A 22,498-nucleotide genomic window follows, 5' to 3' on the forward strand; every position below is an offset into this window, starting at 1 on the left:
CTATGTCAATTCTGCGTCGCATCACTGTATGAAAAGGTGATAATCACGGAATATACAGGCGATCTTGTTAAGAGTATGGCGAAAATTGCGTTTATCTTGCTGTGTCACAAAGACCCTGCTGCGATTATCCGGCAGGCAGAGCAACTGACGGCAGCCGGTGACTATATCGCCATCCACTTTGATGCCCGCGCACCCAAGGCTGCATACGCCCAAATTCGTGATGGTCTGGCCGACAATCCCAACGTCGCTTTTGCAAAGACACGGATCAAATGCGGTTGGGGGGAATGGTCGCTGGTGCAGGCCACGCTGCACGCGGTCGAAGCGGCCGTTGATGCCTTCCCACGGGCCAGCCATTTTTACATGGTGTCGGGTGATTGCATGGCGATCAAATCGGCAAAATATGCCCACGACTTTCTGGATGCCGATGACGTGGATTACGTGGAAAGCTTTGACTATTTCCGCAGCGACTGGATCAAGACCGGTTTCCGCGAAGAGCGGCTGATCTACCGGCACTGGTTCAATGAACGTACGCAAAAGCGCCTGTTTTACTGGAGCTTTTGGGCACAGCGCAAACTGGGCATCACGCGCGAGGTGCCTGCCGATTTGCAGATCATGATCGGCAGCCAGTGGTGGTGCCTGCGTAGACGGACCATCGAATGGATTCTGGACTTTACGCGCAAACGCAAAGACGTGATGAAGTTCTTCCGCACAACGTGGATTCCCGACGAGACGTTCTTTCAGACACTGGTGCGCCACGTCGTGCCGCGCGAGGAAATCCGCAGCCGGACGCTGACCTTTCTGATGTTCACCGACTATGGGATGCCGGTGACGTTTTATAATGACCACTATGATCTTCTGCTGGGGCAAGAGGGGCTGTTTGCCCGCAAGATCAGCCCTGAGGCCAAAGAGCTTAAGGACAGACTTGGCGTTGTTTACGCGTCGGACCGTGACGATTTCACGATCACCAATGAAGGCCGCAACCTGTTCAAGTTTGTCACAGGCCGTGGCCGGATCGGGCGGCGGTTTGGCTCGCGCTTTTGGGAGAACGAAACCACGCTGGGGCGTGACCGGGAACTCCTGATTATCGCCTGTAAGAAATGGCATGTGGCCAAGCGGCTGGTTGCGGGGATCAAGGAACACACGGATCTGCCCGCGCTGGAGTATCTGTTCAACGAAGACGGCACCGACCTGCCTGATCTGGGTGGCGCGCAATCCACTTTGGAAAAGCGGACACGGCACAGGCGCGCCTTGATGCGGATGCTGTTTGATCATTACGGCCGTAGGCGGTTGGTGATTTGCCTGGATACCGCCAACATTGATCTGATGCAGGACTTCTTTTCGGATCGTGCGACAACGCGATTGCTTGAGATCGAATGCGATTTTCCCGATGACTATCTGATCGGCCACGCGCGGCGTGTCGGGCTGGCGGGTGAACAGACGTCTGAGGACGTGATTGCCCGCCTTCTGCCCACGATCCGCAATGATGTCAGCTATGAGAGCGAGCGGATCAGGGACGCGGGCTTTGCCAATGTCATGCGGCTGCGACAAGGTGCAGAGGTTGCGGAAAACGCGGCCGCACTGGCCAAGTTTTTGGATGTGGACGATGAAACTGCAATGACGCTGGCCGAAACGCCTTATTTGTTTGTGGACTAAGGAAATCTTGATGTTTGACTACGACGACCAGAATATCTTTGCCAAAATCCTGCGCGGGGAGATCCCGAACAAGACCGTATTTGAAAACGATCATGCGCTGGCGTTTGAAGATATCCAACCGCAAGCGCCGGTGCACGTGCTGGTGATCCCGAAAGGACCTTATGTAAGCCTTGATCACTTTGCGGCTGCGGCGTCTGCTGAGGAACAGGCGGGATTCTTTGCCGCTGTGGCCGAGGTCTGTAAAGTGACTGGCGTTGATGAAGGCTTCCGCGCGATTGCCAACACACGCGGGCACGGCGTGCAGGATGTGCCGCATTTTCATATGCACATCATCGGTGGCACACAGTTGGGACGAATGTTGCCGAAGTAAAACGGCTGGGAGACATGCGCGTGCCGCGGCATCCCTCCCGCCATCCCGTTAGCTTTTCGTCAACTCTAGAAATACGTCCTCAAGGTCAGACTGTTCTGTGCTGATATCGCGGATGCTGATGCCAGCGTCGCGGATAATATTCAGGATCGTATCGGCGGACGTCTTGGCGCTGCTGTAGGTGAAGGCCAGTGCGCCATCGTCACGGGTCTGGCCTGTGATCCCATCGGGCAGGGCGGGAACGGGCGCTGACTGGGTTGGCTGCACGACAAGCGTCTTACTATCCAGACGCCCCAACAAGTTCGCTGTGCTGTCGCGCACGATGACTTCGCCATGGTTGATAATGGCGATGTCGTCGCACATCTCTTCGGCCTCTTCGAGGTAGTGGGTCGTCAGGATAATGGTCATGCCTTGGGCATTCAGATCGCGCACATTGTCCCAAAGCTGGTTGCGCAGGGCGATATCCACGCCTGCGGTCGGCTCATCCAGCACGAGGATTTGCGGGGAGTGGACAAGCGCCTTGCCAAGCAGAAGGCGCCGACGCATTCCGCCCGACAGGGAACGGGCGTAGGCATGTTCTTTATCGGCCAAACCAATCAGGTCGAGGATTTCTTTTGTACGGCGCTGCGATTTTGGCACGCCGTAGAGCCCCGCTTGCACATCAAGCGACCCGCCGGGGGTGAAAAACGGATCAAGGTTGGGTTCTTGCGGCATGATGCCAATGGCGGCGCGTGACTGGCGTGGGTTCACATCCTGATCAAAGCCCCAGATTTTTACGGAACCTTCGGTCTTGTTCACCAGACCGGCGAGGATGTTGATCAGCGTGGATTTGCCCGCGCCATTAGGGCCGAGCAGGCCAAAGATCGATCCGCGCGGAATGTCCAGATCAACGCCTTTGAGGGCATCTTTGGCCTCTGACCGGGCGGTCGCGGCGTAGGTTTTGCGCAAGCCGCGCAATTCGATGGCGTTTTCGGTCACATTGTCGGTCATAGGTGTCTTTCCCCCGCTGCACGCCTGCGGTATCAAGACGTTCAACGCGACACAACCGATAGGCCCGCATCAATGACTACGCCCGCACCCGAGATTCGTATCGTCAATGAATGGCGCGTGGCCTGTGACGGGGGTGAGGGCGCGCTGGGTCATCCGCGCGTGTGGTACACCATCCCCAAAGATACCGGTTATACCGAGTGCATGTATTGCGATGCCAAAATCGTGCACAAATCGTTTGAAGATAAGGTCTAGCTCAGCGGGATCGCTCCTGTGATGCAAGGCAGGGCTGCCACCGGTTCGCCGGTTTGGGCCCGCAGATATGCCAGCACGTTATTGCCGGACCAGATGTCAATCGCCTGACCGTCCCGCGTGATGCCCGACCCGACAGCGGTGCCGGTCTGTTCATCCTGATAGGTATAGAACACACGGCCCTCCATCCCGTCGTCACAGATCACGTCTGCCTGCCCCATGCCCAGAATATTGCGTGATTTCCATGTGCCAGAGCAGGTGACACCGTCGTTCATCACGCCCGCGAATGTGCCAGAGCCACGCCCGAAGGCGCGCCCGTTGAACCACCGCCCCTGATCGCCAACGCAGGCGACCACGCGGTTGCAACTGGATTGATCCAACGTCATCGCGCAGGACGTTTGCGATTGGGCGTTCGCCGCAGAAGCAGCAAAGATCGCGACTAGCAGGCAGGGACGGAACATGGCAAAACCTTTCTGACCAAAGCGCCAAGGGGACCTGCGACATGACACAAGCATTCGGCAAAGGCTGCCACCTGCATCTGATCGACGGGTCCGCGTTTATCTTTCGCGCCTATCATGCGCTCCCACCGCTCACGCGCAAGTCTGACGGGCTGCCCGTGGGTGCGGTCAGCGGTTTTGTGAACATGTTGCAGCGATATGTCGAAGGAAACACCGGCCCTGATGCCGCAACGCATGTCGCGGTGATTTTTGACAAGGGCAGCCACACGTTTCGCAACGACATGTATGACCAGTACAAGGCCAATCGCGATGCGATGCCCGAAGACCTGCGCCCGCAAATTCCGCTGACCCGCGATGCGACGCGGGCATTCAACATCGCCTGCGAAGAGATCGAGGGGTTCGAGGCGGACGATATCATCGCCACACTGGCCCATCAGGCGCGAGACGCAGGGGGCCGCGTGACGATCCTGTCGTCGGACAAGGATCTGATGCAGCTTGTGGGTGGCGGCGTGGAAATGCTCGACCCGATGAAGAACAAGCGGATCGACAGTGACGGTGTGGTCGAGAAGTTCGGCGTCGGGCCGGAGCGTGTTGTGGATGTGCAGGCGCTTGCCGGTGACAGCGTGGATAACGTGCCGGGTGCGCCTGGGATTGGTATCAAAACGGCGGCGTTGTTGATCAACGAATACGGCGATCTGGAAAGCCTGCTGGACCGCGCGGGCGAGATCAAACAGCCCAAACGGCGCGAGACCCTCATCGAACACCGCGAACAGATCGAGCTTTCAAAACGGCTTGTCCAGCTGGATTGCGAGATGGACCTGCCGTTTGATCTGGATAGCCTTGAGGTGAAGGACCCTGTGGTCGACGACCTGCTGGGTTTCTTGGCCGAAATGGAGTTCCGCACTGTTACAAAACGCATTGCGGACAGGCTGGGCGCCGAGGCTCCGGTGATCGAAGACAAGGCCCCCGCAGGCGATGTAGCCGAACCCGAGCAGGTATCGTTCGACGAGGCGACGTATGAAAAGGTCAGTGACGCCAATGTATTGCAGGTCTGGATCGACCGTATCAACGAACGTGGCTATGTGGCGATTGATACCGAAACCACGGCGCTGAACGAAATGCGCGCCGAGCTGGTAGGCATCTCTCTTTGCGTTGAGGCAGGGCACGCCTGCTATATCCCGCTCACGCATAAGGCGGCGGCACAGGATGATCTGTTCGGGTCCGATGCGCGGGCCGAAGGGCAGATGGATTTTGACGAATGCCTGAAGATGCTGGCCCCTGTGCTGGCTGATCCGGCGGTCATCAAGATCGGGCAGAACATGAAATACGATGCCAAGATTTTCGCCAATCTTGGTCTGACGGTCGACCCGATCGACGACACGATGCTGATGTCCTACGCCATGCACGGCGGCTTGCATAACCACGGTATGGACCTGCTGTCGGAGCGCTATCTTGGGCATACGCCGATCCCGATCAAGCCGCTTCTGGGGACAGGCAAGTCCGCGATCACCTTTGACAAGGTCGCGATTGATGATGCCGTGAAATACGCCGCCGAGGACGCCGATATCACGCTGCGTCTGTGGCAGATTTTCAAACCCAAGCTGCATCAGGTGCAGGTCACGACTGTCTATGAAACGCTTGAACGGCCCTTGGTGCCTGTGCTCGCGCAGATGGAACGGCACGGCGTGAAGGTAGATCGCGATACGCTGTCGCGCATGTCGAACGGCTTTGCGCAGAAGATGGCGCAGCTTGAGGACGAAATTCAGGAAAAGGCTGGCCGCAAATTCAACGTGGGATCGCCCAAGCAGTTGGGCGAGATTTTGTTTGATGAATTGGGCCTTGAAATGCCCGACGGCAAAAAACCCGCGAAGGGCAAGACCGGTAACTACTCCACCGGCGTCGATGTGCTTGAGGATTTGGCGACGCTGCACGATGTGCCGCGCCTGATCCTTGACTGGCGGCAGCTGTCAAAGCTGAAGTCGACCTACACCGATGCGTTGCAGGACCACATCAACCCCGACACGGGCCGCGTGCATACGTCCTATTCCATCGCCGGTGCCAATACGGGGCGTCTGGCCTCCACCGATCCGAACTTGCAGAACATTCCTGTCCGCTCCGAAGAGGGCCGTCGTATCCGTGAGGCGTTTATCGCCGAAGACGGCAAGGTTCTGGTATCGCTTGACTATTCCCAGATCGAATTGCGAATTTTGGCGCATATCGCGCAAATTGACACCCTCAAACAGGCCTTTGCCGAGGGCCAAGACATTCACGCGCTGACCGCGTCCGAGATGTTCGATGTACCACTGGACGAGATGACGCCGGACATTCGCCGTCAGGCCAAAGCGATCAACTTTGGTGTGATTTACGGCATCTCCGGCTTTGGCCTGGCCCGCAATTTGCGCATCCCCCGCAGCGAGGCGCAGGGCTTCATCGACCGTTATTTCGAACGGTTCCCCGGTATCCGCGCCTATATGGACAAGACGGTCGCCGATGCCAAAGACAACGGATATGTGCAAACGCTGTTTGGCCGGAAAATCCACACGCCCGAGATCGGGGCGAAAGGGCCGCAGGCGGGCTTTGCCAAAAGGGCCGCGATCAATGCGCCTATTCAGGGCACTGCCGCTGATGTGATCCGCCGCGCGATGGTCCGGATGCCCGCGCGCATCGCCGATCTGCCTGCCAAGATGCTGTTGCAGGTCCACGACGAACTGATCTTCGAGGTCGAGAAGGGCGCGGTGGATGATCTGATCGACGTCGCCCGCGACGTGATGGAGAACGCCGCCGATCCGGCTGTAAAGCTGGACGTCAAGCTGGCCGTGGATGCAGGGCAGGGCAATAATTGGGCCGAGGCGCACTAATGACCCGCCCGCAGGCCAAAGCCACGCAGTTGATTGATGATCCGCGGGTGCGGGTCACGCGGTTTGATTTCGCACCGGGGGCAGAGACGGGCTGGCACACGCACGGCTATGACTACGTGATTACCGCGGTGACCGATTGCGCGATGTTGCTGGAGCATCCTGACGGCACATCGACGCAAACCACCGTCACCGCAGGGACAGCCTATCGCCGTGCCGAGGGCGTCGAACATAATGTCGTCAATGACGGTGACGCGGCAATGACCTTTGTCGAGGTGGAGCTAAAAGAACCAGCGGCCTAGCGGAACAGTTGCGCGCCTTGTGGGTTGAGTGGGGAAGGCCTTTTGGCCACCACGCAAAGGAGACCCATAGATGTCCGACCACAAGAAAGAATTTTACGATCGTCTGGAAGATGTCCGCGCTGGCATGCTTGGCCTTGAAAGCGATGGCAAGCTGATGCCGATGTCACCCAATTTTGACGACGACAAGCCAGGCGCGATCTGGTTTCTGTCGGCAGCGGGCCAGCATCTGGTGGACCATACCAGCGACGGCGCGAAAGCTGCGAAATTCGTGGTCGCAGACGGCGGCACCGGCCTTTATGCCGATATCACCGGCACGCTTGAGGTGACTGAAAACCCCGCCAAGGTGGATGAAATCTGGAGCCCGATTGCCGCGGCGTGGTATGAAGAAGACAAGCAGGACCCGGACCTGCGCCTTTTGAAATTCACACCGCAAAGCGCCGAAGTGTGGCTGACATCCACCAGCGGGTTGAAGTTCTTTTATGAGATCATGAAAGCCAATATCACCGACGAGATGCCGGATGCCGGCACGCAAGTGTCACTGACATTCTAAACGCAAAACGCCCCGCAAATTTGCGGGGCGTTTCGGTATTCAGGATCAGGCGGGCTTAGTTGACCGCTTTTTCCTCAATCAGGTTGGCGTTCTTGTCTTTCGCAGACGAGATCGCAATGCGGCGTGGTTTCAGCGCTTCCGGCACTTCGCGAACCAGATCAATGTGCAACATGCCATTGGCGTGGCTTGCGCCAGTGACCTTCACGTGATCGGCCAGCGTAAAGCGGCGCTCGAACGCGCGGGTCGCGATGCCACGGTGCAGGAATGTCCGCTCGGCTGTGTCGTCGTCTGCTTTCTTGGCAGTCACGATCAGGCCGCGGTCTTTCACTTCGATCGCAAGGTCATCTTCCGCGAAACCGGCGACAGCAATCGAGATGCGCCAGCTGTCGTCGGCGGTCTTTTCGATGTTGTAGGGCGGGTAAGATGTGTTGCCTACGTCAGAGGCCAGCGCGCGATCCATCAGGTCTGCAATCTGGTCAAAGCCAACGGTGGCACGGTAAAGGGGTGTCATATCAAATGAACGCATTTGGGTCATCCTTTTCAAAGCGATAACAAGTGTTTGCGCCTTCCCGTATGGGACAGGCTGGTTCTTACGAGGCCCCGTATGGGCATCCCCGTGACCCCTATTTGGGGATCGCAATTTCAGGTTTCAAGGGGGGCGAAACCGCCTAGGGCTGCACGAATTTCGCGCCCGTGTCGTTGCGTTCACCGTTCAGGATGATCCGCTGCGTGCCGCCAATGCGTGCAGGTCCGATGGTCGCAAAATGCGCCCGCAATTCGCGCAAGGGCTGGCCCAAAGACGTGCCAACAGACACTTTTTCGCCCTCGACAGCGGCCATCGCGGAAATGACCGAAACAATCTGCGCACGGCCGTCACGCACCGCAAATACGGGTGATCCGCTTGAGCCGCGCTCAATGTCGCACGTCATGATGATTGCACCGCTGTTTTGCCCCAGCACAGAGCAAACCTCTTGCAGGCTTGGCAGATCTTCGCGGCCTTGACCGTAAGATACCACGCCCACCTGATCGCCTTGCTGCGGTTCGGCGGCAACAGGAAACGGCTGCACGCGGCTATGGCGGATCGGGCGATCCAGTTCCAGAACGGCAATATCCATCGCAATGCCGTCAACCCGCGCGGTGGGCCCGTCGGCCAGATAGTCGGGGTGGGCGACAAAGCGGGTGACGCCGCGCGTGGCCTCTGCCCGTCCATTGCGCAAACCGGCCTGAAACGTGAAACGATCAGCGGTCAGCAGGCTATTGTCATAGTCATACACACAGTGCGCGGCGGTCAGGATCAGATTATCCTCGATCAGGGCTGCGGTGCAGAACCCTTTGCCTGAAATATCAAGCCTGCCCACAGCCTCCCAACCGCGGCTGTCCTGACCGGTTTCCAGCGTCACAAGACGCGATTCTTGCGCTGCTGCGGGCAGGGTCAGCGCCATAAGCGCAAGAAGAAGTGGTCGCAAAAGCATGAAGCGGGCCTGTCGTTTTGGTGCAACTTGCCCGCTTTTGCCCGCGCTGTGGGGCATTTGTGTGACCCTTAGCGCAGAATTGGAACCTGTGGTGCAGTGCTGCCACCGTTGGTCAGTGCAGGAGGCTTTGGCCCGCCAGTGGCCCAGTCCAGCAATTCAACAGTATGAACAATCGGGACGTCCGTGGCCCCGCCGATCTGCATCATGCACCCGATGTTACCAGCGGCAATGATATCGGGCGTGAGCGCTTCAAGTGTCTGCACCTTGCGGGCCTTCAACTGCTTGGAAATCTCCGGCTGCATCAGATTGTAGGTGCCTGCGGACCCGCAGCACAGATGGCTGTCAGCGGGTTCCAGAACGGTGAAGCCAGCACGCTTCAACAGATCCTTTGGAAAGGTCTTGATCTGCTGACCGTGCTGCAAAGAACAGGCCGCGTGGTAGGCAACCTTGATCGCGCCACTACCGGTTTCGGGCGTGGACGGCAGGCGCGGTGCATCCGTGCCCGCGACGCCCATCTTGGCAATGTTGGTATCAATCTGCGGCGCACCGTCCGGCAGCAGGTCCATCAAAACCTCGCTCACGTCCTTGGCGATGGCTGACACGCGGGCGGCGTCTTTGGCCAGCGCGGGATCATTGCGGAACATATGGCCGTAATCCTTGACCGTTGTGCCGCAGCCAGAGGTGTTGATCACGATCGCATCAAGGCCTGCGTCCATCTCTTTAGCCCAGGCGCGGATGTTTTTCGCGGCCGTGGCGTGGCTTTCGCCTTCCTTGCCCATGTGATGGGTCAGCGCGCCGCAGCATCCGGCACCTTCGGCCACCACCACCTCTGCCCCCAAACGCGTGAGCACACGAATAGTCGCGTCGTTGATATCGGTGTTCAGCGCCTTTTGCGCACAGCCGGTCATCAGAGCCACGCGCATCTTTTTCTCGGCCGCGGGAAAGGTCTGCGGGTCGTCATTGCGACTGACAGGCGGGATCGTCTTGGGTGCCATTTCCAGCATCGCCCGCAAACGTGCATCCGGCATCAGCCGCGCAAATGGCCGCCCGATCTTGGCCCCCAGTAACGCAACACGAAAGCGGGTGGGATAGGGCAGGATACGCGCCAGCACCCAGCGCAGCGCACGGTCCGACAGGGGGCGCTTGTAGTTGTCTTCGATATAGGCGCGGGCATGGTCGATCAGGTGCATGTAGTGCACGCCGGACGGGCAGGTCGTCATGCAGGCCAGGCAGGACAGGCAGCGATCAATGTGTTTGACCGTCTTTTCATCCGGCACCCGTTCGTTTTCCAGCATATCCTTGATCAGGTAGATGCGCCCGCGCGGGCTGTCCAACTCGTCACCGAGCACCTGATAGGTCGGGCAAGTGGCCGTGCAAAAACCGCAGTGAACGCAGGCGCGCAAAATCTCGTTCGAGCGTTGCGTGGCAGGGTTTTCAAGCTGCTGGGGCGTAAATGTCGTTTGCATCAGATCATGACCCCGGTGTTCAGAATGCCGCGCGGATCAAACTTGGCCCGCAGGCCTTTGGTGATTGCGGCAAGGTTTGGTTCTTGCGGTTGGAACGTCGGCACAGCGGCGCGCAGCGCATCTGGCCCTTTGATCAGCGTCGCGTGCCCGCCGGTTTTCGCGGCTGCATCCTGTAGGCTGTGGTGGATCGCTTCGTGGTCCGCGCCGTCTTGCGCTGCGATCCACAGCAATCCGCCACCCCAATCCAGATCAACATCGATGCCGTCGATACCTTCCACAAATCCGGCAGCATGGGACGGGCGCAAGGACACGCGCCAAACGACAGCGCGATCCGCAAATCGGGTCACATCCCGCTGGGCTGTCCACAGGTCGTTTTGCGCTTTGGCATCTGTGATCTCTTCTGCGGTTCCAAATGACGCCAGCCGCTTTTGCAATTCCGCGACACGATAAGCTACCGATCCCGCAAAGCCTTCCAACCGCAGCAACGTATCACCGTTCTTGCGGGCCGCGCCCGTAACTTCAAACGGGGTGCCAAGTGCGGCTGACATCAACGCGACGGATTGGGCCACGTCCTGTCCGGCATATCGCAGCGTGGTTGATGTTTCGTCCATCGGCATCACCTTCAACGATACCTCGGTCAATGCCCCCAACGTGCCGTAAGCGCCGCACATCAGCTTGACCAGATCGTAGCCGGTCACGTTTTTCATCACGCGCCCGCCGTTTTTGACGACCTGTCCGCTGCCGTCGACAAAACGCACGCCCAGCAAAAAGTCGCGACACGCGCCAACGGCAATCCGGCGCGGGCCGGACACATTGCCAGCCACCACGGCGCCAATCGTGGGCGTGCCATCCGTGCCCATCAGGGTGCGAAAGTCCATCGGTTCAAACGCAAGGCGCTGGTTCTCGGCGGCGAGTATCTTTTCGATCTCGGACACCGGCGTGCCAGCTTTGGCGACAAGCGTCAGCGCGCCCGGTTCGTAAAGTGTGACGCCGGACAGACCCGCCAGAGGCAAAGCCTCGCCCACGGCGGGCTGCCCCACGGGGCGGGTGCCGCCGCCGATAATTTGCAAAGGGCCGCTGGCCGCAGCAATCGCCTGCGCAATGTCGTCTTCGGTTGTGTGCATCAGCCTGCTTCTTTTGGTCAGAGAAAGTCCGGGGTGAGTTGGCCCTTTCGGGCCAAGCGGGCAACGCCCTTTATGCTGCCTGCTTGCCGTCGCGCCGTGCGGCACTTGTGGCCAGCGGGAACACCTTTGACGGGTTCAGCAGCCATGCGGGGTCAAACACGTCCTTCACCGCCATCTGCGCCTCAAGATCAGCGGGGTCGTATTGATACAGCATCAGATCGCGCTTTTCGATGCCCACACCATGCTCGCCCGTCAGGCAGCCACCATATTCGACGCACAGTTTCAGGATTTCCTCACCCAGCGCCTCGCAGCGTTCCAGATCGCCGGGGGTATTGGCGTTGTATAGGATCAGCGGGTGCATATTGCCATCGCCCGCGTGAAACACATTGCCCACGTCCAGACCGTGCTCTTTGGAAAGCTCGCCAATACGGCGCAGGACGTTTGGCAATTCGTTCACAGGCACGGTGCCGTCCAGACACATGTAATCGTTGATCTGGCCCATCGCGCCAAAGGCCGACTTGCGACCCAGCCAGATGCGGCCCGCCTCTTCGGCGTTGGCCGCTTCACGCATCGTGTTTGGGTTCTGTTTTGCGGCGATGTCTTTGATCACAGCAAGCTGTTCGTCAATTTCGGCGGGGGAGCCTTCAACCTCGATGATCAGCAGCGCCTCGCACAGTGGATAGCCCGCACCGGCGTGCGCCTCGCAAACCTCGATACACATGCGGTCCATGTATTCGATGGCGACGGGCAGCACGCCCGCCTTGATAATATCGGACACGCAGGTGCCAGCGGCCTCCGCGCTGTCGAACCCCATCAGGATCGGGCGCGCGCCCTCTGGTTTGTGCAGGATGCGCAACGTCGCTTCGGTGACCACGCCCAGTTGACCTTCGGACCCGCAGATCACACCGAGTAGATCAAGCCCACCCGCATCCAGATGTCCGCCGCCGATCTCGACGATCGTGCCGTCCATCTGCACAAGCGTCACGCCCAGCAGGTTGTTGGTAGTCACGCCGTATTTCAGGCAATGCGCCCCGCCGGAATTCATCGCGATATTACCTGCGATGGCACAGGCAAGCTGGCTTGACGGGTCAGGCGCATAGAAAAAGCCGTCCGTTTCCACAGCACCTGTCACGCTCAGGTTCGTACGGCCCGATTGCACACGGATGATCCGATCTTCATAGCTGGTTTCCAGCACGTCGTTCAGGCGCGCCACGCCAAGAATCACGGCGTCAGCGGTGGGCATTGCGCCACCGGCAAGCGATGTGCCGGACCCGCGCGGCACAACAGGCACGCCCATCTCGTGGCAGACCTTCATCACGGCGGCCACTTCCTGCGTCGAAGACGGAAGTACTGCGCAAAGGGGCGGGCATTTGTAAGCCGCAAGCCCGTCGCATTCGTAGGCGCGGGTTTCGCGTTCATCATGGATTACAGCGTCGTGCGGCAAGACGGATTGCAGCCGCTCAACGATGGTAGATTTGCGGGCAATGATGCTGGCGTCTGGGGTCGGCATGTCCATGATAATCGCTCCATCTGTAGATTGGTAAAGAAATATAACCAATTTTGCGCTATGGCAAGTCTCTTGTGGTCGTTAGGTAAACCACATGACATTTCTCGACCATTTATCGCTGCTGTCCCTGCTGGATTGGGCTGCTGCCGTTTCCCTTATTGTGATGTGGCTGGCTGTCGGCTGGTTGATCGAACATCCGCCGCAAAACCGCCCTTCGGTGACCAAGCTGATGGGCGAGAACCGCCATGAATGGATGCGCGTCTTTGTCGGGCGGGAGCCGCGTATTTTCGACAGTCAGATCCTGAATGGCTTGCGGCAGGGCACGGCATTTTTTGCCTCCACCTGCGTGTTTGCAATCGGCGGTGTGCTGGCCCTGATCGCCAATACCGATCCGTTGCGCGGTGTCGCGGCAGAGGTGACAGCACAGGACGTGCCTGCCGTGATCTGGCAGATCAAACTGGCGCTGGTGATGCTGCTACTGGCCAGTGGATTTCTGCGGTTTGTCTGGGCGAACCGTGTGTTTGGCTATTGTTCGGTGATGATGGGGTCTGTGCCAAACGACCCTGCTGATCCCCAAGCCATGCCACGCGCGATGCAGGCGGCTGCGTTGAATGTGCGGGCCGCGGTGAATTTCAACCGCGGGCTGCGGTCGATGTATTTTGCAATGGGCGCGCTTGCATGGCTTTTGGGTCCAGTGCCGCTGCTGGTTGCCACGGTCGCCGTTGGGGTCATCGTCTGGTCACGGGAATTTGCGTCGATCCCGCGCGATATTCTGCTAGGCAAGAGAACATGAAACAGCTTGTCCTGATCCCGCTCCTTGTCATTGCCTCACCCGCTTGGGCCGATAAGCCCGAGGTGGTTGGCGTTGTTGCCACCCAAAACGGTGACACATGGCGCTTTGACGTGACCATCACGCACGGTGACACGGGCTGGGATGATTACGCTGACGGCTGGCAGGTTCTGGATGCGGATGGTCAGGTGCTGGGCACCCGCCCGCTGGCGCATCCGCATGTGAACGAACAACCCTTCACGCGCTCGCAATCAGGCATCGCCATTCCTGACGGCATCACCACCGTCTTTATTCAGGTCAGTGATAATGTGGTTGGTTACTACGATGATCCAATGCCGTTCGCATTGCCGGACTAACCGTTTTCACCTTCTGGATTTCAGGAAATGCGGTCCTATCGGCTTGATTGAACGCAATAGGACCAGCAGTCTTGTGGGGCGCAGGCCGCAGCGGAAGTCCGCCGTGCCCCCGATATTCCAGACGTCATTCAATGGCTGACGATACGTGCGGCTAACGGCGCCCTTCGCGCAGCCATGCGCCAACCATCAAAAGCGATGCCAGCAGCAAAAAGGCCCATGCAGGTAAGATCGGCGTGATCGAGATATCAGCGGTGCGATAGGCGTCGCGTGGGGTAATACCGATCCAGCCGCGCCCGGCGGCAGGACGGCCGGCCCGCACGCTGCGGATGTCGATATCGCCAGCAAAAACGGGGATGACTCCACCACGCGTGCTGTCAATCAACGGCTGAAGCAGGTCACCGCTGGCGATAGTCTGTTCAAACTCACGCGGCGCTGACGGTCCAAGCGCAATGACGGTTTCGGTGTCATCGTCCGCCAAGCGATAGAAGCCCATTTCAGGCGCATCCCATAGCGTTTCATACCTTCCCGGCGATACCTCGTCCAAGGTCAGCACGGTTTCGCTGCCGTCAGGGCCGATCACTGTCACATCTCCTGTTTCCAGATCAAGCGTGCGGCGGATGATGCGCATGGTTTGGCCGTTGGGCTCAACCCACATGGCCTCTTCCTCAAGCTCAGGCTCTTTCATCATCCAGTGGGCCAGACGCCGCAGAAGTTCCAACTGCGGACCGCCCCCTTCATAGCCGCGATCCCACAGCCAGGATTGGTCGGATGCCATATGCGCCACGCGCCCCTCGCCGATACGTTCCAGCGTCAAAAGCGGCAGATCGTTCAACCCGTTCATGACCGTCGTGGCGGTCTCCGGCACAGTGACTTCCACATGGCGGAACCAGCGACCCCAGCCGGGCACATCGTCGTCTTGGGACGGGTAAAGCGCTTCAAGCCCTTCGGTCACGGGGTGACGCTGGCCGATGTCTGACAGGGTCGGGGTAAACGCTTCTTCAAAGACCCGCGCCGTCGGGCGACCGGGCAGGATATCCCCCAAAGGCGAGCGATAGATGCTTTCCGCGCTGCCGTATTCGGGCCCCGATGATACCAGCACAGCGCCGCCCTGTTCCACATAGGACCGGATGTTATCAAGATAGGCGCTGGGAAGGATGCCGCGGCGCGAATAGCGGTCAAAGATGATCAGATCAAATTCGTCAATCTTTTCCAGAAACAGCTCGCGCGTCGGAAAGGCGATAAGCGATAGTTCATTCACCGGCACGCCGTCCTGCTTTTCGGGCGGGCGCAGAATGGTGAAGTGCACCAGATCAACGGCGCTATCGGACTTTAGCAGGTTGCGCCACGTCCGTTCACCCGGATGCGGCTCCCCCGATACAAGCAACACGCGCAGGCGGTCACGCACGCCGTTGATCTGGACGACAGCGGTGTTGTTGCGGCCTGTCAGTTCGCCGTTCAACTCGGGTGTTGTGAATTGCAACACATTCATCCCGCCGTGGGGCAGATCAACGGGCAGTTCAATCTCCTGACCAACAGGCACCTCGAACGGCAGTGGGTCTGCCCCGTCAATGGCGATGGTCAGTTGCGCAAACCCGTCAGGGTCGGGCGCGGCACCTTGGTCTTCGATCCGCAGCTTGAGCGTGACGGATTCACCCAGAATAGCAAAGGCTGGCGCGTTGGAGACCACAAGGCGGCGATCCCAATCGTCAGGCTGGCCTGTCAGCAGCGCATGGATCGGGGCGGGCAGGGCAGGGGCACGTTCCATGTCGTGCAGGCGACCATCGGTCAGCAGGATGATCCCTGCGATGCGGCCCTGCGGCTCTTCTGCCAAAGCCTCGGACAGCGACGTCATAAGTGTCGTGCCGGTGTCACCTTCCCCGTCACCAAGTGTCACGATCCGCAGTTCGGTGTTGTCCAGACGCGCCACTTCGCTGGTGATATTTGCGATGGCAGCGGCGTTTTGGTCCGGACGGTCCGCAATCCGCTGACTGGCGCTTTCGTCGACAATCAGCATCACGATATCGGACAGCGGTTCCTGATCCTCTTGCTGTAGCGACGGGTTGGCCAACGCCGCAAGCAGGGCAAATCCGGCCAGACCGCGCAACCACCATCCCGGCAACCGTCGCCACACGGCCAAACCGATACCCAGCACCACCAGACCGCAGACGACATAAAGCGCCACCAACGGGATCAATGGATCAAAAAGAAGGGTGCCGGTCATTGCTATTGCCCCAATCTGTCAAGCAGGGCGGGAACATGCACCTGATCGGATTTGTAGTTGCCGGTCAGCACGTGCATGATCAGGTTCACGCCAAAGCGCAGGGCAATCTCGCGCTGGCGTTCACCGGCCTGACCGCGCCCCACAGGGAACATGCGGCGACCGTTGTCATCAATCGCCCACGCCCGCGCCCAGTCGTTCCCGCCAATGACCACGGGCGTCACACCGTCGTTAAGGTTGCGAAACGGCATGCCCTCGGCCTGCGCGGCATCAAGCGGTGCGGCCTCGACCCAGATATCACGGCTGGCGTAACGTCCAGGGAAGTCCTGCAGCAGGTAGAAGGTGCGCGTCAGGACGTGATCCTGCGGGATCGGCTCAAGTGCCGGAATATCCAGCGTACGCGCAATCGACTGAAGCTTGCGCCCTTCGGGGGAGCCTGACCCAAAGCTGGCGGTATCGGCATCGCGCGTATCAAACAGGATCATGCCGCCAGACCGCAGATAGCGGTTCAGTTTGTCATAGGCGGCACGGCTTGGCAGCGGCTGATCAGCCGTAATCGGCCAATACAGAAACGGGAAGAACGCCAGTTCGTCGGTTTCAAGGTTCACGCCCATCGGGGCCGCCGGTTCGATCGAGGTGCGGCGGAACAGCGTTTCGGACACCCCGCGCAAGCCTGCCTGCGCGATGCTGTCGACCTCGTCATCGCCGGTCAGAACATGGCCCAAGACAACCTCTGACGTGGCCGCGATAGCAAAGTCATCACTTTGCGCATCGGCTGGAACGGCGGTGAAAAGCAGCGCCAGAGCAAGCGCGGCCGTAACATCGGCACGCGGGCCGCGCATCCGCCCGCCGATCAGCAGGGACGCGATGACATCGATCATCAAAAGCGTAAGTGCGGCGGTCAACAGCCAGCCTTTCAGCGCGGTCTCGCGCACGATGGCCAACCCTTCGATCATGACATCATTGGGCCAGACGGCGGGGGCAAGTGTCGTATCTTTCTGCATCACATTCACCGCTATCTGACGGTTCGCACCGACATAAAGACCGGGCACCAGTTCGGGGCCGGGGGTGCCCTCCGCAATCGCCTCACCTGCCACGCCGGGGCGCGTGCTGCCGTCATCAAGCCGCCCTGTCGCGTCCATCAGATCGGTGGGCAACCATGTCGTGCCCTCAAGATCGGCGGCATCGGGGGATACGGTGCTGGTCGAGACAGCCAGACGTTCAAGCATCTGCACGAAAAGACCGGACAGGGGCAGGTTCGACCATTCGGCGTTTGCCGTCACGTGGAACAGGACGATCTGCCCTTCGCCCACGATCCGCCGCGTCACCAAAGGAGTGCCATCGGCCAATCCGGCGATGACGCGATCTGCCAGTGTCGGGTCCGGCTGGGCCACGACCTGCGACGTGACCTCTACATCATCGGGAACGGGCAGACCAAAGAACGGGCTGTCCTCATCAAACGGGGCAAGCGCCTTGGGCTCTCCCCAGCTCATCGCGCCGCCGATGCTACGCCCGCCAGCGCGCAGGCGCACGGGCAAAAGCGGGTCTTCCTCGGTGCGGCCCAGTTCAGACGCGGCAAGGCGCGGACCGGCAAAACGCAACAGCATGCCGCCGCTTTCGACCCAGTTCAGGATGTCTGCGGTTTCGCCACCGGGCAGGCTGGCCACATCGGCCAATACGATCACATCAGGATTGGCCAGCAAGATATCCGCCATCGTGCCGTCAATGAGATCGGCGGTCGGCTCCAACGCCTCGCGCAGGTAAAAGAGCGGCGACAAAAGCTCCAGGCCTTCGCGGTCTTCACGTCCTGCGACCAACGCCACTTCGCGCCGTTTCAGCGCATCATCGGTCAGGCTGACCGCAGCGGCAGAGCGGGCGCCTGTGATCTCGAACCGCGTGATGCGGTTGCGCAGTTCGGGCGGTAGATCGAGGGTGGTTTCGGCCACGGCCTCACCGGCTGCGAATTCAAGCACGGCGCTGGCAAGCTGGCGTTCGACACCTGCCGGATCAAGCCCGATGGCCGCCACCGGTGCCGCAAATGCAGCACCTGTGGGGGTGCGAACGGCGGACACAATCACATCGCCGTCTTCAAAACGAGCAGGGCGCAGGCCGATGATCTGGCGGGGTGTCTGAAACACCGTGACCGCGCCAAAAACCTGAAGGGCTGGCAAAAGCGCATCGCGGCTTTCGCGCTTAATACCGTCAGACAACCAATAGGTATCAACGTCGCCAGACAGACCGTCGATCAGCAGTGACAGGCTGTCCAGATCAGGCTCCCACGGGGCGGGGCGCAAGTTGGGCACGCGTTGTGCCACGGCATCTGCGGACTGGAACACCAGCCCCTCGGCGGGCAGGTTGGTCAGCGTTGTCATGGCCACGGTGCGGCCCTGTCGGGCCGCGTCATCCAGCAGCGCGGTGATGCGGTCCTGCCGTGCGGCCCAGTCGCGGGCGTCGGCCCATGTGCCATCCGCAATGATCAAAAGCGGGCCAGAGCCTGCCTGCTGGTTCTGCGGGTTCAGCACGGGACCGGCAAACCCGATGATGACAGCCGCAATCGCCAGAAGGCGCAGTATCAACAGCCACCACGGCGTGCGGTCACTTTGGCTTTCATTGTCGGCCAAGCCCAGCAGCAACGCCACACCGGGAAAGCGGCGGCGGATGGGCGCAGGCGGCACGGCACGTAGCAGCAGCCAGAGGATTGGGAGCGCGATGAGCCCCAAAAGGAGCCAAGGGGCGCTGAATGCGATGGGGCCGATCATCCACATGAGCAGCGCGCCTTATTGCTGGCGTCTTGGGGCGCTGCCCCGAACCCCGGAGTATTTTTGGCAAAATGATACAGGGGCAAAATCATATCTGCCGCTCCAACGCGCCGTAGATCCACAGAAGGGCGGCAGTCGCGGATGCGTCGGTGCGGTGGGTGTGGAACTGCCAGCCGGTACGGGCGGCGAGTGTGGTCAACGCGTCTTTGCGGGCCGCAAGGCGCTCAAGGTAGCGGTCGCGCAGGTCTCCCGCCTTGAGTGTCTCGTGCTCCAGACCGCCGGACATGGACTGGAAGATGGTGCGTCCGTCGAAAGGAAATGCTTCTTCCTGCGGGTCGAGAATTTGAACCATTGCGCCGCGCACGCCACGATCGGCGGCCTTGGTCAGCGCCTCTTCTACGGGTGCGAGATCGCTGAGGAAATCGCTGACGAAGAGGGCGCGCGAATGGGGCAGCATGCCTTGCGCGTCGGGGCTGCCGTAGTCGGTGGTGTCGTCTTCGGACAGCATTTGAGCCATACGCGCAAGTTGGGCTTCACCACGACGGGGCGGCAGGCGCAGGCCGGTCAGGCCCACACGTTCACCGCCGCGTAGAAGCAGGATCGCAGCGGCCAGTGCCAGTGTGCGGGCGCGGGTCGCTTTGGTGGGCAGGTCGTCGGTCGAGGTGAACGACATGGCTGCGGCCTGATCGACCCAGAGGATCACCGATTGCGCGATCTGCCATTCCTTGTCTTGCACGAAGTTGCCGTCTGAGCGTGCGGACCTGCGCCAGTCGATGCTGCGGGCGTCGTCGCCCGCTTGCGCTGGGCGGTATTGCCAGAATGTATCGCCCATACCGGCCCGCCTACGCCCGTGGTCACCCAACAGAACGGTTGTGGCGAGGTGTTCCGCTTCGGCCAAAAGGGCTGGCAGCGTGGCGGCCAGCGCCTCGGCATCTGAACGTAGGGCAAGCGGGGTCGTCACGCGGCGGCCTCAACCTTTGTGATTTGGGCGGCGACCTGACGGATCACGTCTTGCACGGTTTCGCCACGCGCGCGGGCCGCAAATGACAGCGCCATACGGTGTTCCAGCACGGGGATCGCCATCGCCATCACGTCTTCGGCGGATGGGGCGAGGCGTCCGTCCAGCAAGGCAGAGGCGCGCACGGTCAGCATCAACGCCTGTGCCGCACGCGGGCCGGGACCCCAGCTGACTGTCTGGCGCACAACTTCGGGCGCATCCGCGTCAGGGCGACAGGCGCGGACCAGATCAAGGATCATCTCAACGATAGCATCTCCCACTGGCATCCGGCGCAGCAGCGTTTGCGCGGCCAGCAATTCGTCAGCTGTGAAAACGGCTGTCGCCTCTTCTTCGGCCACGCCGGTGGTGGCAATCAGAATGTCACGCTCTGTTGCGCGATCGGGGTAGGGGACGTCGATTTGCACAAGGAAACGGTCAAGCTGCGCCTCTGGCAGAGGATAAGTGCCTTCTTGTTCAATCGGGTTTTGCGTAGCCAGCACGTGAAACGGCGTGCCAAGCGGGCGGTGTTCGCCAGCCACGGTCACTTCGCGTTCCTGCATCGCCTGCAACAGCGCGGACTGCGTGCGGGGCGAGGCGCGGTTAATCTCGTCGGCCATAAGAAGCTGGCAAAAGATCGGACCTTCGACAAAGCGGAACGCGCGCGCGCCGCTGTCATCGGTATCCAGAATTTCAGAGCCAAGGATATCGGCTGGCATCAGATCGGGCGTGAACTGGATGCGGTTGCCGTTCAGGCCCATCACAGTAGAGAGCGTGTCGACCAACCGCGTCTTGCCCAAACCTGGTAGGCCAATCAGCACCGCATGCCCGCCGCAGATCAGCGCGGTAAGCGTCAGATCAACCACCTTGTCCTGACCGATGAACCGTTTCGCGATGGACGCGCGCGCGTGACCCAGCTGGGCGCCGAGGGCTTCGATCTGTGGCACAAGATCATCGGTGGTGGTCATGACATTTCTCCGGCTGCACTATATCAACGCATAACAACAGATATAGCGAATGACCCCAATGGCAAAACGAACAGACTCACGAAAGAGTGGGGCACAAAAAATTGAAGTTCCATCGGCGGAAAGCCTCGCATCATCTGCGCAGGCGGCCAGTGCGGAAAGCGGTGGCAAGGGCCTGCCGCCCGTGCACCTGTGGAACCCGCCGTTTTGCGGTGACATCGATATGCGGATCGCGCGGGATGGCACGTGGTTTTATATGGGCACACCCATCGGGCGTGCGGCGCTGGTGAAATTGTTCTCGACAATTATCCGGCGCGATGGCGATGACTATTTCCTTGTCACGCCGGTGGAAAAAGTCGGGATCACGGTCGACGATGCGCCTTTCGTTGCGATTGATTTCAACCGCGCGGACGATGCGCTGGTTTTCGAGACAAATGTCGGTGACCTGGTGACAGCAGGGGCCGAACACCCGATCCGTGTGGAACGTGATGCTGAAACCGGAGAGCCGTCACCCTATATTCTGGTGCGCAGCAATCTTGAGGCGCTGATTGACCGCAAGTCGTTCTACCGTCTTGTTGATATCGGCGAAGAGGCAGAGGTAGACGGTGTCGCATGGTTTGGCGTGCGGTCGGCGGGCACGTTCTTTCCGATCATTCCGGCAGCCGAGCTGACCTGATGCCGCGCTTTGCCGCAAACCTCACGCTGCTTTTTAACGAGTTCCCTTTTGCAGAGCGGTTCGTGCGGGCGAAGGATGCGAACTTTGACGGTGTTGAGATCCTGTCACCGTACGATGAACCTGTGCCCGAGATTGTCGACGCACTGTCGATCCAAGGGTTACAGATGGTGCTGATCAACAGCCCGCCGCCGAATTATACAGGGGGCCAACAGGGCTTTGCCGCCGTGCCCGAGGCGCAGGCCCGATTTCGCAGCGATATGCGGCGGGTCATGCGCTACGCCAAGGCGCTGAAGGTGCAGCATGTGCATGTGATGGCGGGCAAGGCATCGGGTGCTGCTGCGCACGCCTGTTTCATTGAAAACCTGAAATGGGTCACGGCAGAAAATCCAAGCCAGTCATTTACAATCGAACCGCTAAACCCTGATGATCAACCGGGGTATTTCCTGAACGATTATGGTCAGGCGATAGATATTCTGGCGCAGGTCGATGCCCCCAACCTTGGCTTTCAGTTCGACACCTATCATGCCGCGAAAATCCATAGCGATGTCATGGCAGAATGGGATAGGGCGCGTGCGCATGTGCGGCACGTCCAGATTGGTGCAGCCCCCGACAGGTCCGAACCTGCGGGGGCTGCGTTTGTCGACTTCTTTGATCGGCTCGACGCGGATGGTTATGACGGCTGGGTCAGTGCGGAGTACCACCCCAAGACCACAACGTTGGCAGGGCTGGGGTGGTTACCGCGCTAGG

The 22,498-nt window shown here is 60.0% G+C and carries 21 protein-coding genes; 10 read left to right on the plus strand and 11 right to left on the minus strand.

Going from position 1 to position 22,498, the window contains the following annotated elements; genetic code table 11:
• Nucleotides 1-75 precede the first annotated feature (75 nt).
• Nucleotides 76-1,653: a DUF5928 domain-containing protein gene (locus tag V8J84_RS05750; RefSeq protein WP_339928891.1), complete on the plus strand. Its 1,578-nt coding sequence runs from the start codon at nt 76-78 to the stop codon at nt 1,651-1,653.
• A gap of 7 nt (nt 1,654-1,660) precedes the next feature.
• A complete protein-coding gene (locus V8J84_RS05755) occupies nt 1,661-2,023 on the plus strand; it encodes an HIT domain-containing protein (RefSeq protein ID WP_339928893.1) in 363 nt (120 codons plus the stop codon).
• A gap of 48 nt (nt 2,024-2,071) precedes the next feature.
• Here the strand turns inward: V8J84_RS05755 and V8J84_RS05760 are convergent, their stop codons facing one another.
• Nucleotides 2,072-2,998 (minus strand): ABC transporter ATP-binding protein, encoded by a 927-nt coding sequence (locus tag V8J84_RS05760; protein WP_339929095.1) that lies wholly within the window; start codon nt 2,996-2,998, stop codon nt 2,072-2,074.
• Between the two features lie 84 nt (nt 2,999-3,082).
• On the opposite strand from V8J84_RS05760, the gene V8J84_RS05765 reads away from it, so the two are divergent.
• Complete coding sequence (locus V8J84_RS05765; RefSeq protein ID WP_339928895.1) at nt 3,083-3,262, plus strand: zinc-finger domain-containing protein; 180 nt, start codon at nt 3,083-3,085, stop codon at nt 3,260-3,262.
• On the opposite strand, the gene V8J84_RS05770 is transcribed toward V8J84_RS05765, so the two are convergent.
• Nucleotides 3,259-3,720 carry a hypothetical protein gene (locus V8J84_RS05770; protein WP_339928897.1) on the minus strand — a complete coding sequence of 154 codons (462 nt, stop codon included), beginning with the start codon at nt 3,718-3,720 and terminating at the stop codon, nt 3,259-3,261. The two genes, V8J84_RS05765 and V8J84_RS05770, sit on opposite strands and share 4 nt — an antisense overlap.
• Nucleotides 3,721-3,761: 41 nt before the next feature.
• Here V8J84_RS05770 and polA point away from each other — a divergent pair, with 41 nt between their 5' ends.
• The 3 genes from polA (at nt 3,762) to V8J84_RS05785 (ending at nt 7,424) form a co-directional block, all read left to right on the plus strand.
• Entirely contained in the window at nt 3,762-6,575 is a 2,814-nt protein-coding gene (gene polA, locus V8J84_RS05775; RefSeq protein WP_339928899.1) for a DNA polymerase I, read from the plus strand.
• Nucleotides 6,575-6,874: a cupin domain-containing protein gene (locus V8J84_RS05780; protein WP_339928901.1), complete on the plus strand. Its 300-nt coding sequence runs from the start codon at nt 6,575-6,577 to the stop codon at nt 6,872-6,874. Before polA ends, V8J84_RS05780 begins: the two co-directional genes overlap by 1 nt.
• Before the next feature lie 70 nt (nt 6,875-6,944).
• Nucleotides 6,945-7,424: a pyridoxamine 5'-phosphate oxidase family protein gene (locus V8J84_RS05785; protein ID WP_339928903.1), complete on the plus strand. Its 480-nt coding sequence runs from the start codon at nt 6,945-6,947 to the stop codon at nt 7,422-7,424.
• Between the two features lie 55 nt (nt 7,425-7,479).
• Here the strand turns inward: V8J84_RS05785 and V8J84_RS05790 are convergent, their stop codons facing one another.
• The 5 genes from V8J84_RS05790 to V8J84_RS05810 form a co-directional block, all read right to left on the minus strand.
• Nucleotides 7,480-7,950 (minus strand): Hsp20 family protein, encoded by a 471-nt coding sequence (locus V8J84_RS05790; RefSeq protein WP_339928905.1) that lies wholly within the window; start codon nt 7,948-7,950, stop codon nt 7,480-7,482.
• Between the two features lie 142 nt (nt 7,951-8,092).
• Nucleotides 8,093-8,896 carry a trypsin-like serine peptidase gene (locus V8J84_RS05795; protein WP_339928907.1) on the minus strand — a complete coding sequence of 268 codons (804 nt, stop codon included), beginning with the start codon at nt 8,894-8,896 and terminating at the stop codon, nt 8,093-8,095.
• A gap of 68 nt (nt 8,897-8,964) precedes the next feature.
• A complete protein-coding gene (glcF, locus tag V8J84_RS05800) occupies nt 8,965-10,362 on the minus strand; it encodes a glycolate oxidase subunit GlcF (protein ID WP_339928909.1) in 1,398 nt (465 codons plus the stop codon).
• The gene (locus V8J84_RS05805) at nt 10,362-11,486 is read right to left on the minus strand and encodes an FAD-binding protein (protein WP_339928911.1); all 1,125 of its coding nucleotides are present in this window, start codon (nt 11,484-11,486) and stop codon (nt 10,362-10,364) included. Before V8J84_RS05805 ends, glcF begins: the two co-directional genes overlap by 1 nt.
• 70 nt (nt 11,487-11,556) lie before the next feature.
• Nucleotides 11,557-13,002, minus strand: a complete 1,446-nt coding sequence (locus tag V8J84_RS05810) for an FAD-linked oxidase C-terminal domain-containing protein (protein WP_339928913.1) — start codon at nt 13,000-13,002, stop codon at nt 11,557-11,559.
• A gap of 85 nt (nt 13,003-13,087) precedes the next feature.
• Between V8J84_RS05810 and V8J84_RS05815 the strand changes: the two genes are divergently transcribed.
• Both V8J84_RS05815 and V8J84_RS05820 read left to right on the plus strand, forming a co-directional pair.
• Nucleotides 13,088-13,786 carry a DUF599 domain-containing protein gene (locus V8J84_RS05815; RefSeq protein WP_339928915.1) on the plus strand — a complete coding sequence of 233 codons (699 nt, stop codon included), beginning with the start codon at nt 13,088-13,090 and terminating at the stop codon, nt 13,784-13,786.
• A complete protein-coding gene (locus V8J84_RS05820) occupies nt 13,783-14,139 on the plus strand; it encodes a hypothetical protein (protein WP_339928917.1) in 357 nt (118 codons plus the stop codon). Before V8J84_RS05815 ends, V8J84_RS05820 begins: the two co-directional genes overlap by 4 nt.
• Before the next feature lie 151 nt (nt 14,140-14,290).
• Here the strand turns inward: V8J84_RS05820 and V8J84_RS05825 are convergent, their stop codons facing one another.
• The 4 genes from V8J84_RS05825 to V8J84_RS05840 all read right to left on the minus strand — a co-directional run bounded on the left by V8J84_RS05825 (nt 14,291) and on the right by V8J84_RS05840 (nt 21,078).
• Nucleotides 14,291-16,360, minus strand: coding sequence for a hypothetical protein (locus tag V8J84_RS05825; RefSeq protein WP_339928919.1), 2,070 nt, complete (start codon nt 16,358-16,360; stop codon nt 14,291-14,293).
• A 2-nt stretch (nt 16,361-16,362) separates the two neighbouring features.
• On the minus strand, nt 16,363-19,122 hold the full coding sequence (locus V8J84_RS05830; RefSeq protein ID WP_339928921.1) for a DUF4159 domain-containing protein: 2,760 nt from the start codon (nt 19,120-19,122) through the stop codon (nt 16,363-16,365).
• Between the two features lie 82 nt (nt 19,123-19,204).
• Nucleotides 19,205-20,077: a DUF58 domain-containing protein gene (locus V8J84_RS05835; RefSeq protein WP_339928923.1), complete on the minus strand. Its 873-nt coding sequence runs from the start codon at nt 20,075-20,077 to the stop codon at nt 19,205-19,207.
• Nucleotides 20,074-21,078: an AAA family ATPase gene (locus V8J84_RS05840; protein ID WP_339928925.1), complete on the minus strand. Its 1,005-nt coding sequence runs from the start codon at nt 21,076-21,078 to the stop codon at nt 20,074-20,076. The genes V8J84_RS05835 and V8J84_RS05840 overlap by 4 nt, the downstream gene beginning before the upstream one ends.
• A 58-nt stretch (nt 21,079-21,136) precedes the next feature.
• Here V8J84_RS05840 and V8J84_RS05845 point away from each other — a divergent pair, with 58 nt between their 5' ends.
• Together V8J84_RS05845 and V8J84_RS05850 are read left to right on the plus strand one after the other, a co-directional pair.
• Nucleotides 21,137-21,751, plus strand: a complete 615-nt coding sequence (locus V8J84_RS05845) for a DUF1285 domain-containing protein (protein ID WP_339928927.1) — start codon at nt 21,137-21,139, stop codon at nt 21,749-21,751.
• Nucleotides 21,751-22,497, plus strand: a complete 747-nt coding sequence (locus V8J84_RS05850) for a hydroxypyruvate isomerase family protein (protein ID WP_339928929.1) — start codon at nt 21,751-21,753, stop codon at nt 22,495-22,497. The genes V8J84_RS05845 and V8J84_RS05850 overlap by 1 nt, the downstream gene beginning before the upstream one ends.
• Nucleotide 22,498: the final 1 nt, after the last annotated feature.

The organism is Yoonia sp. 208BN28-4, from assembly GCF_037543925.1.
Classification (GTDB): Bacteria; Pseudomonadota; Alphaproteobacteria; order Rhodobacterales; family Rhodobacteraceae; genus Yoonia.

Coding starts and splice junctions, on each gene's coding strand:
- V8J84_RS05750 (WP_339928891.1), top strand. CDS start 76: ATGGCGAAAATTGCGTTTATCTTGCTGTGTCACAAAGACCCTGCTGCG.
- V8J84_RS05765 (WP_339928895.1), top strand. CDS start 3,083: ATGACTACGCCCGCACCCGAGATTCGTATCGTCAATGAATGGCGCGTG.
- V8J84_RS05770 (WP_339928897.1), bottom strand. CDS start 3,720: ATGTTCCGTCCCTGCCTGCTAGTCGCGATCTTTGCTGCTTCTGCGGCG.
- polA (WP_339928899.1), top strand. CDS start 3,762: ATGACACAAGCATTCGGCAAAGGCTGCCACCTGCATCTGATCGACGGG.
- V8J84_RS05780 (WP_339928901.1), top strand. CDS start 6,575: ATGACCCGCCCGCAGGCCAAAGCCACGCAGTTGATTGATGATCCGCGG.
- V8J84_RS05785 (WP_339928903.1), top strand. CDS start 6,945: ATGTCCGACCACAAGAAAGAATTTTACGATCGTCTGGAAGATGTCCGC.
- V8J84_RS05790 (WP_339928905.1), bottom strand. CDS start 7,950: ATGCGTTCATTTGATATGACACCCCTTTACCGTGCCACCGTTGGCTTT.
- V8J84_RS05795 (WP_339928907.1), bottom strand. CDS start 8,896: ATGCTTTTGCGACCACTTCTTCTTGCGCTTATGGCGCTGACCCTGCCC.
- glcF (WP_339928909.1), bottom strand. CDS start 10,362: ATGCAAACGACATTTACGCCCCAGCAGCTTGAAAACCCTGCCACGCAA.
- V8J84_RS05805 (WP_339928911.1), bottom strand. CDS start 11,486: ATGCACACAACCGAAGACGACATTGCGCAGGCGATTGCTGCGGCCAGC.
- V8J84_RS05810 (WP_339928913.1), bottom strand. CDS start 13,002: ATGGACATGCCGACCCCAGACGCCAGCATCATTGCCCGCAAATCTACC.
- V8J84_RS05815 (WP_339928915.1), top strand. CDS start 13,088: ATGACATTTCTCGACCATTTATCGCTGCTGTCCCTGCTGGATTGGGCT.
- V8J84_RS05820 (WP_339928917.1), top strand. CDS start 13,783: ATGAAACAGCTTGTCCTGATCCCGCTCCTTGTCATTGCCTCACCCGCT.
- V8J84_RS05825 (WP_339928919.1), bottom strand. CDS start 16,360: ATGACCGGCACCCTTCTTTTTGATCCATTGATCCCGTTGGTGGCGCTT.
- V8J84_RS05830 (WP_339928921.1), bottom strand. CDS start 19,122: ATGTGGATGATCGGCCCCATCGCATTCAGCGCCCCTTGGCTCCTTTTG.
- V8J84_RS05840 (WP_339928925.1), bottom strand. CDS start 21,078: ATGACCACCACCGATGATCTTGTGCCACAGATCGAAGCCCTCGGCGCC.
- V8J84_RS05845 (WP_339928927.1), top strand. CDS start 21,137: ATGGCAAAACGAACAGACTCACGAAAGAGTGGGGCACAAAAAATTGAA.
- V8J84_RS05850 (WP_339928929.1), top strand. CDS start 21,751: ATGCCGCGCTTTGCCGCAAACCTCACGCTGCTTTTTAACGAGTTCCCT.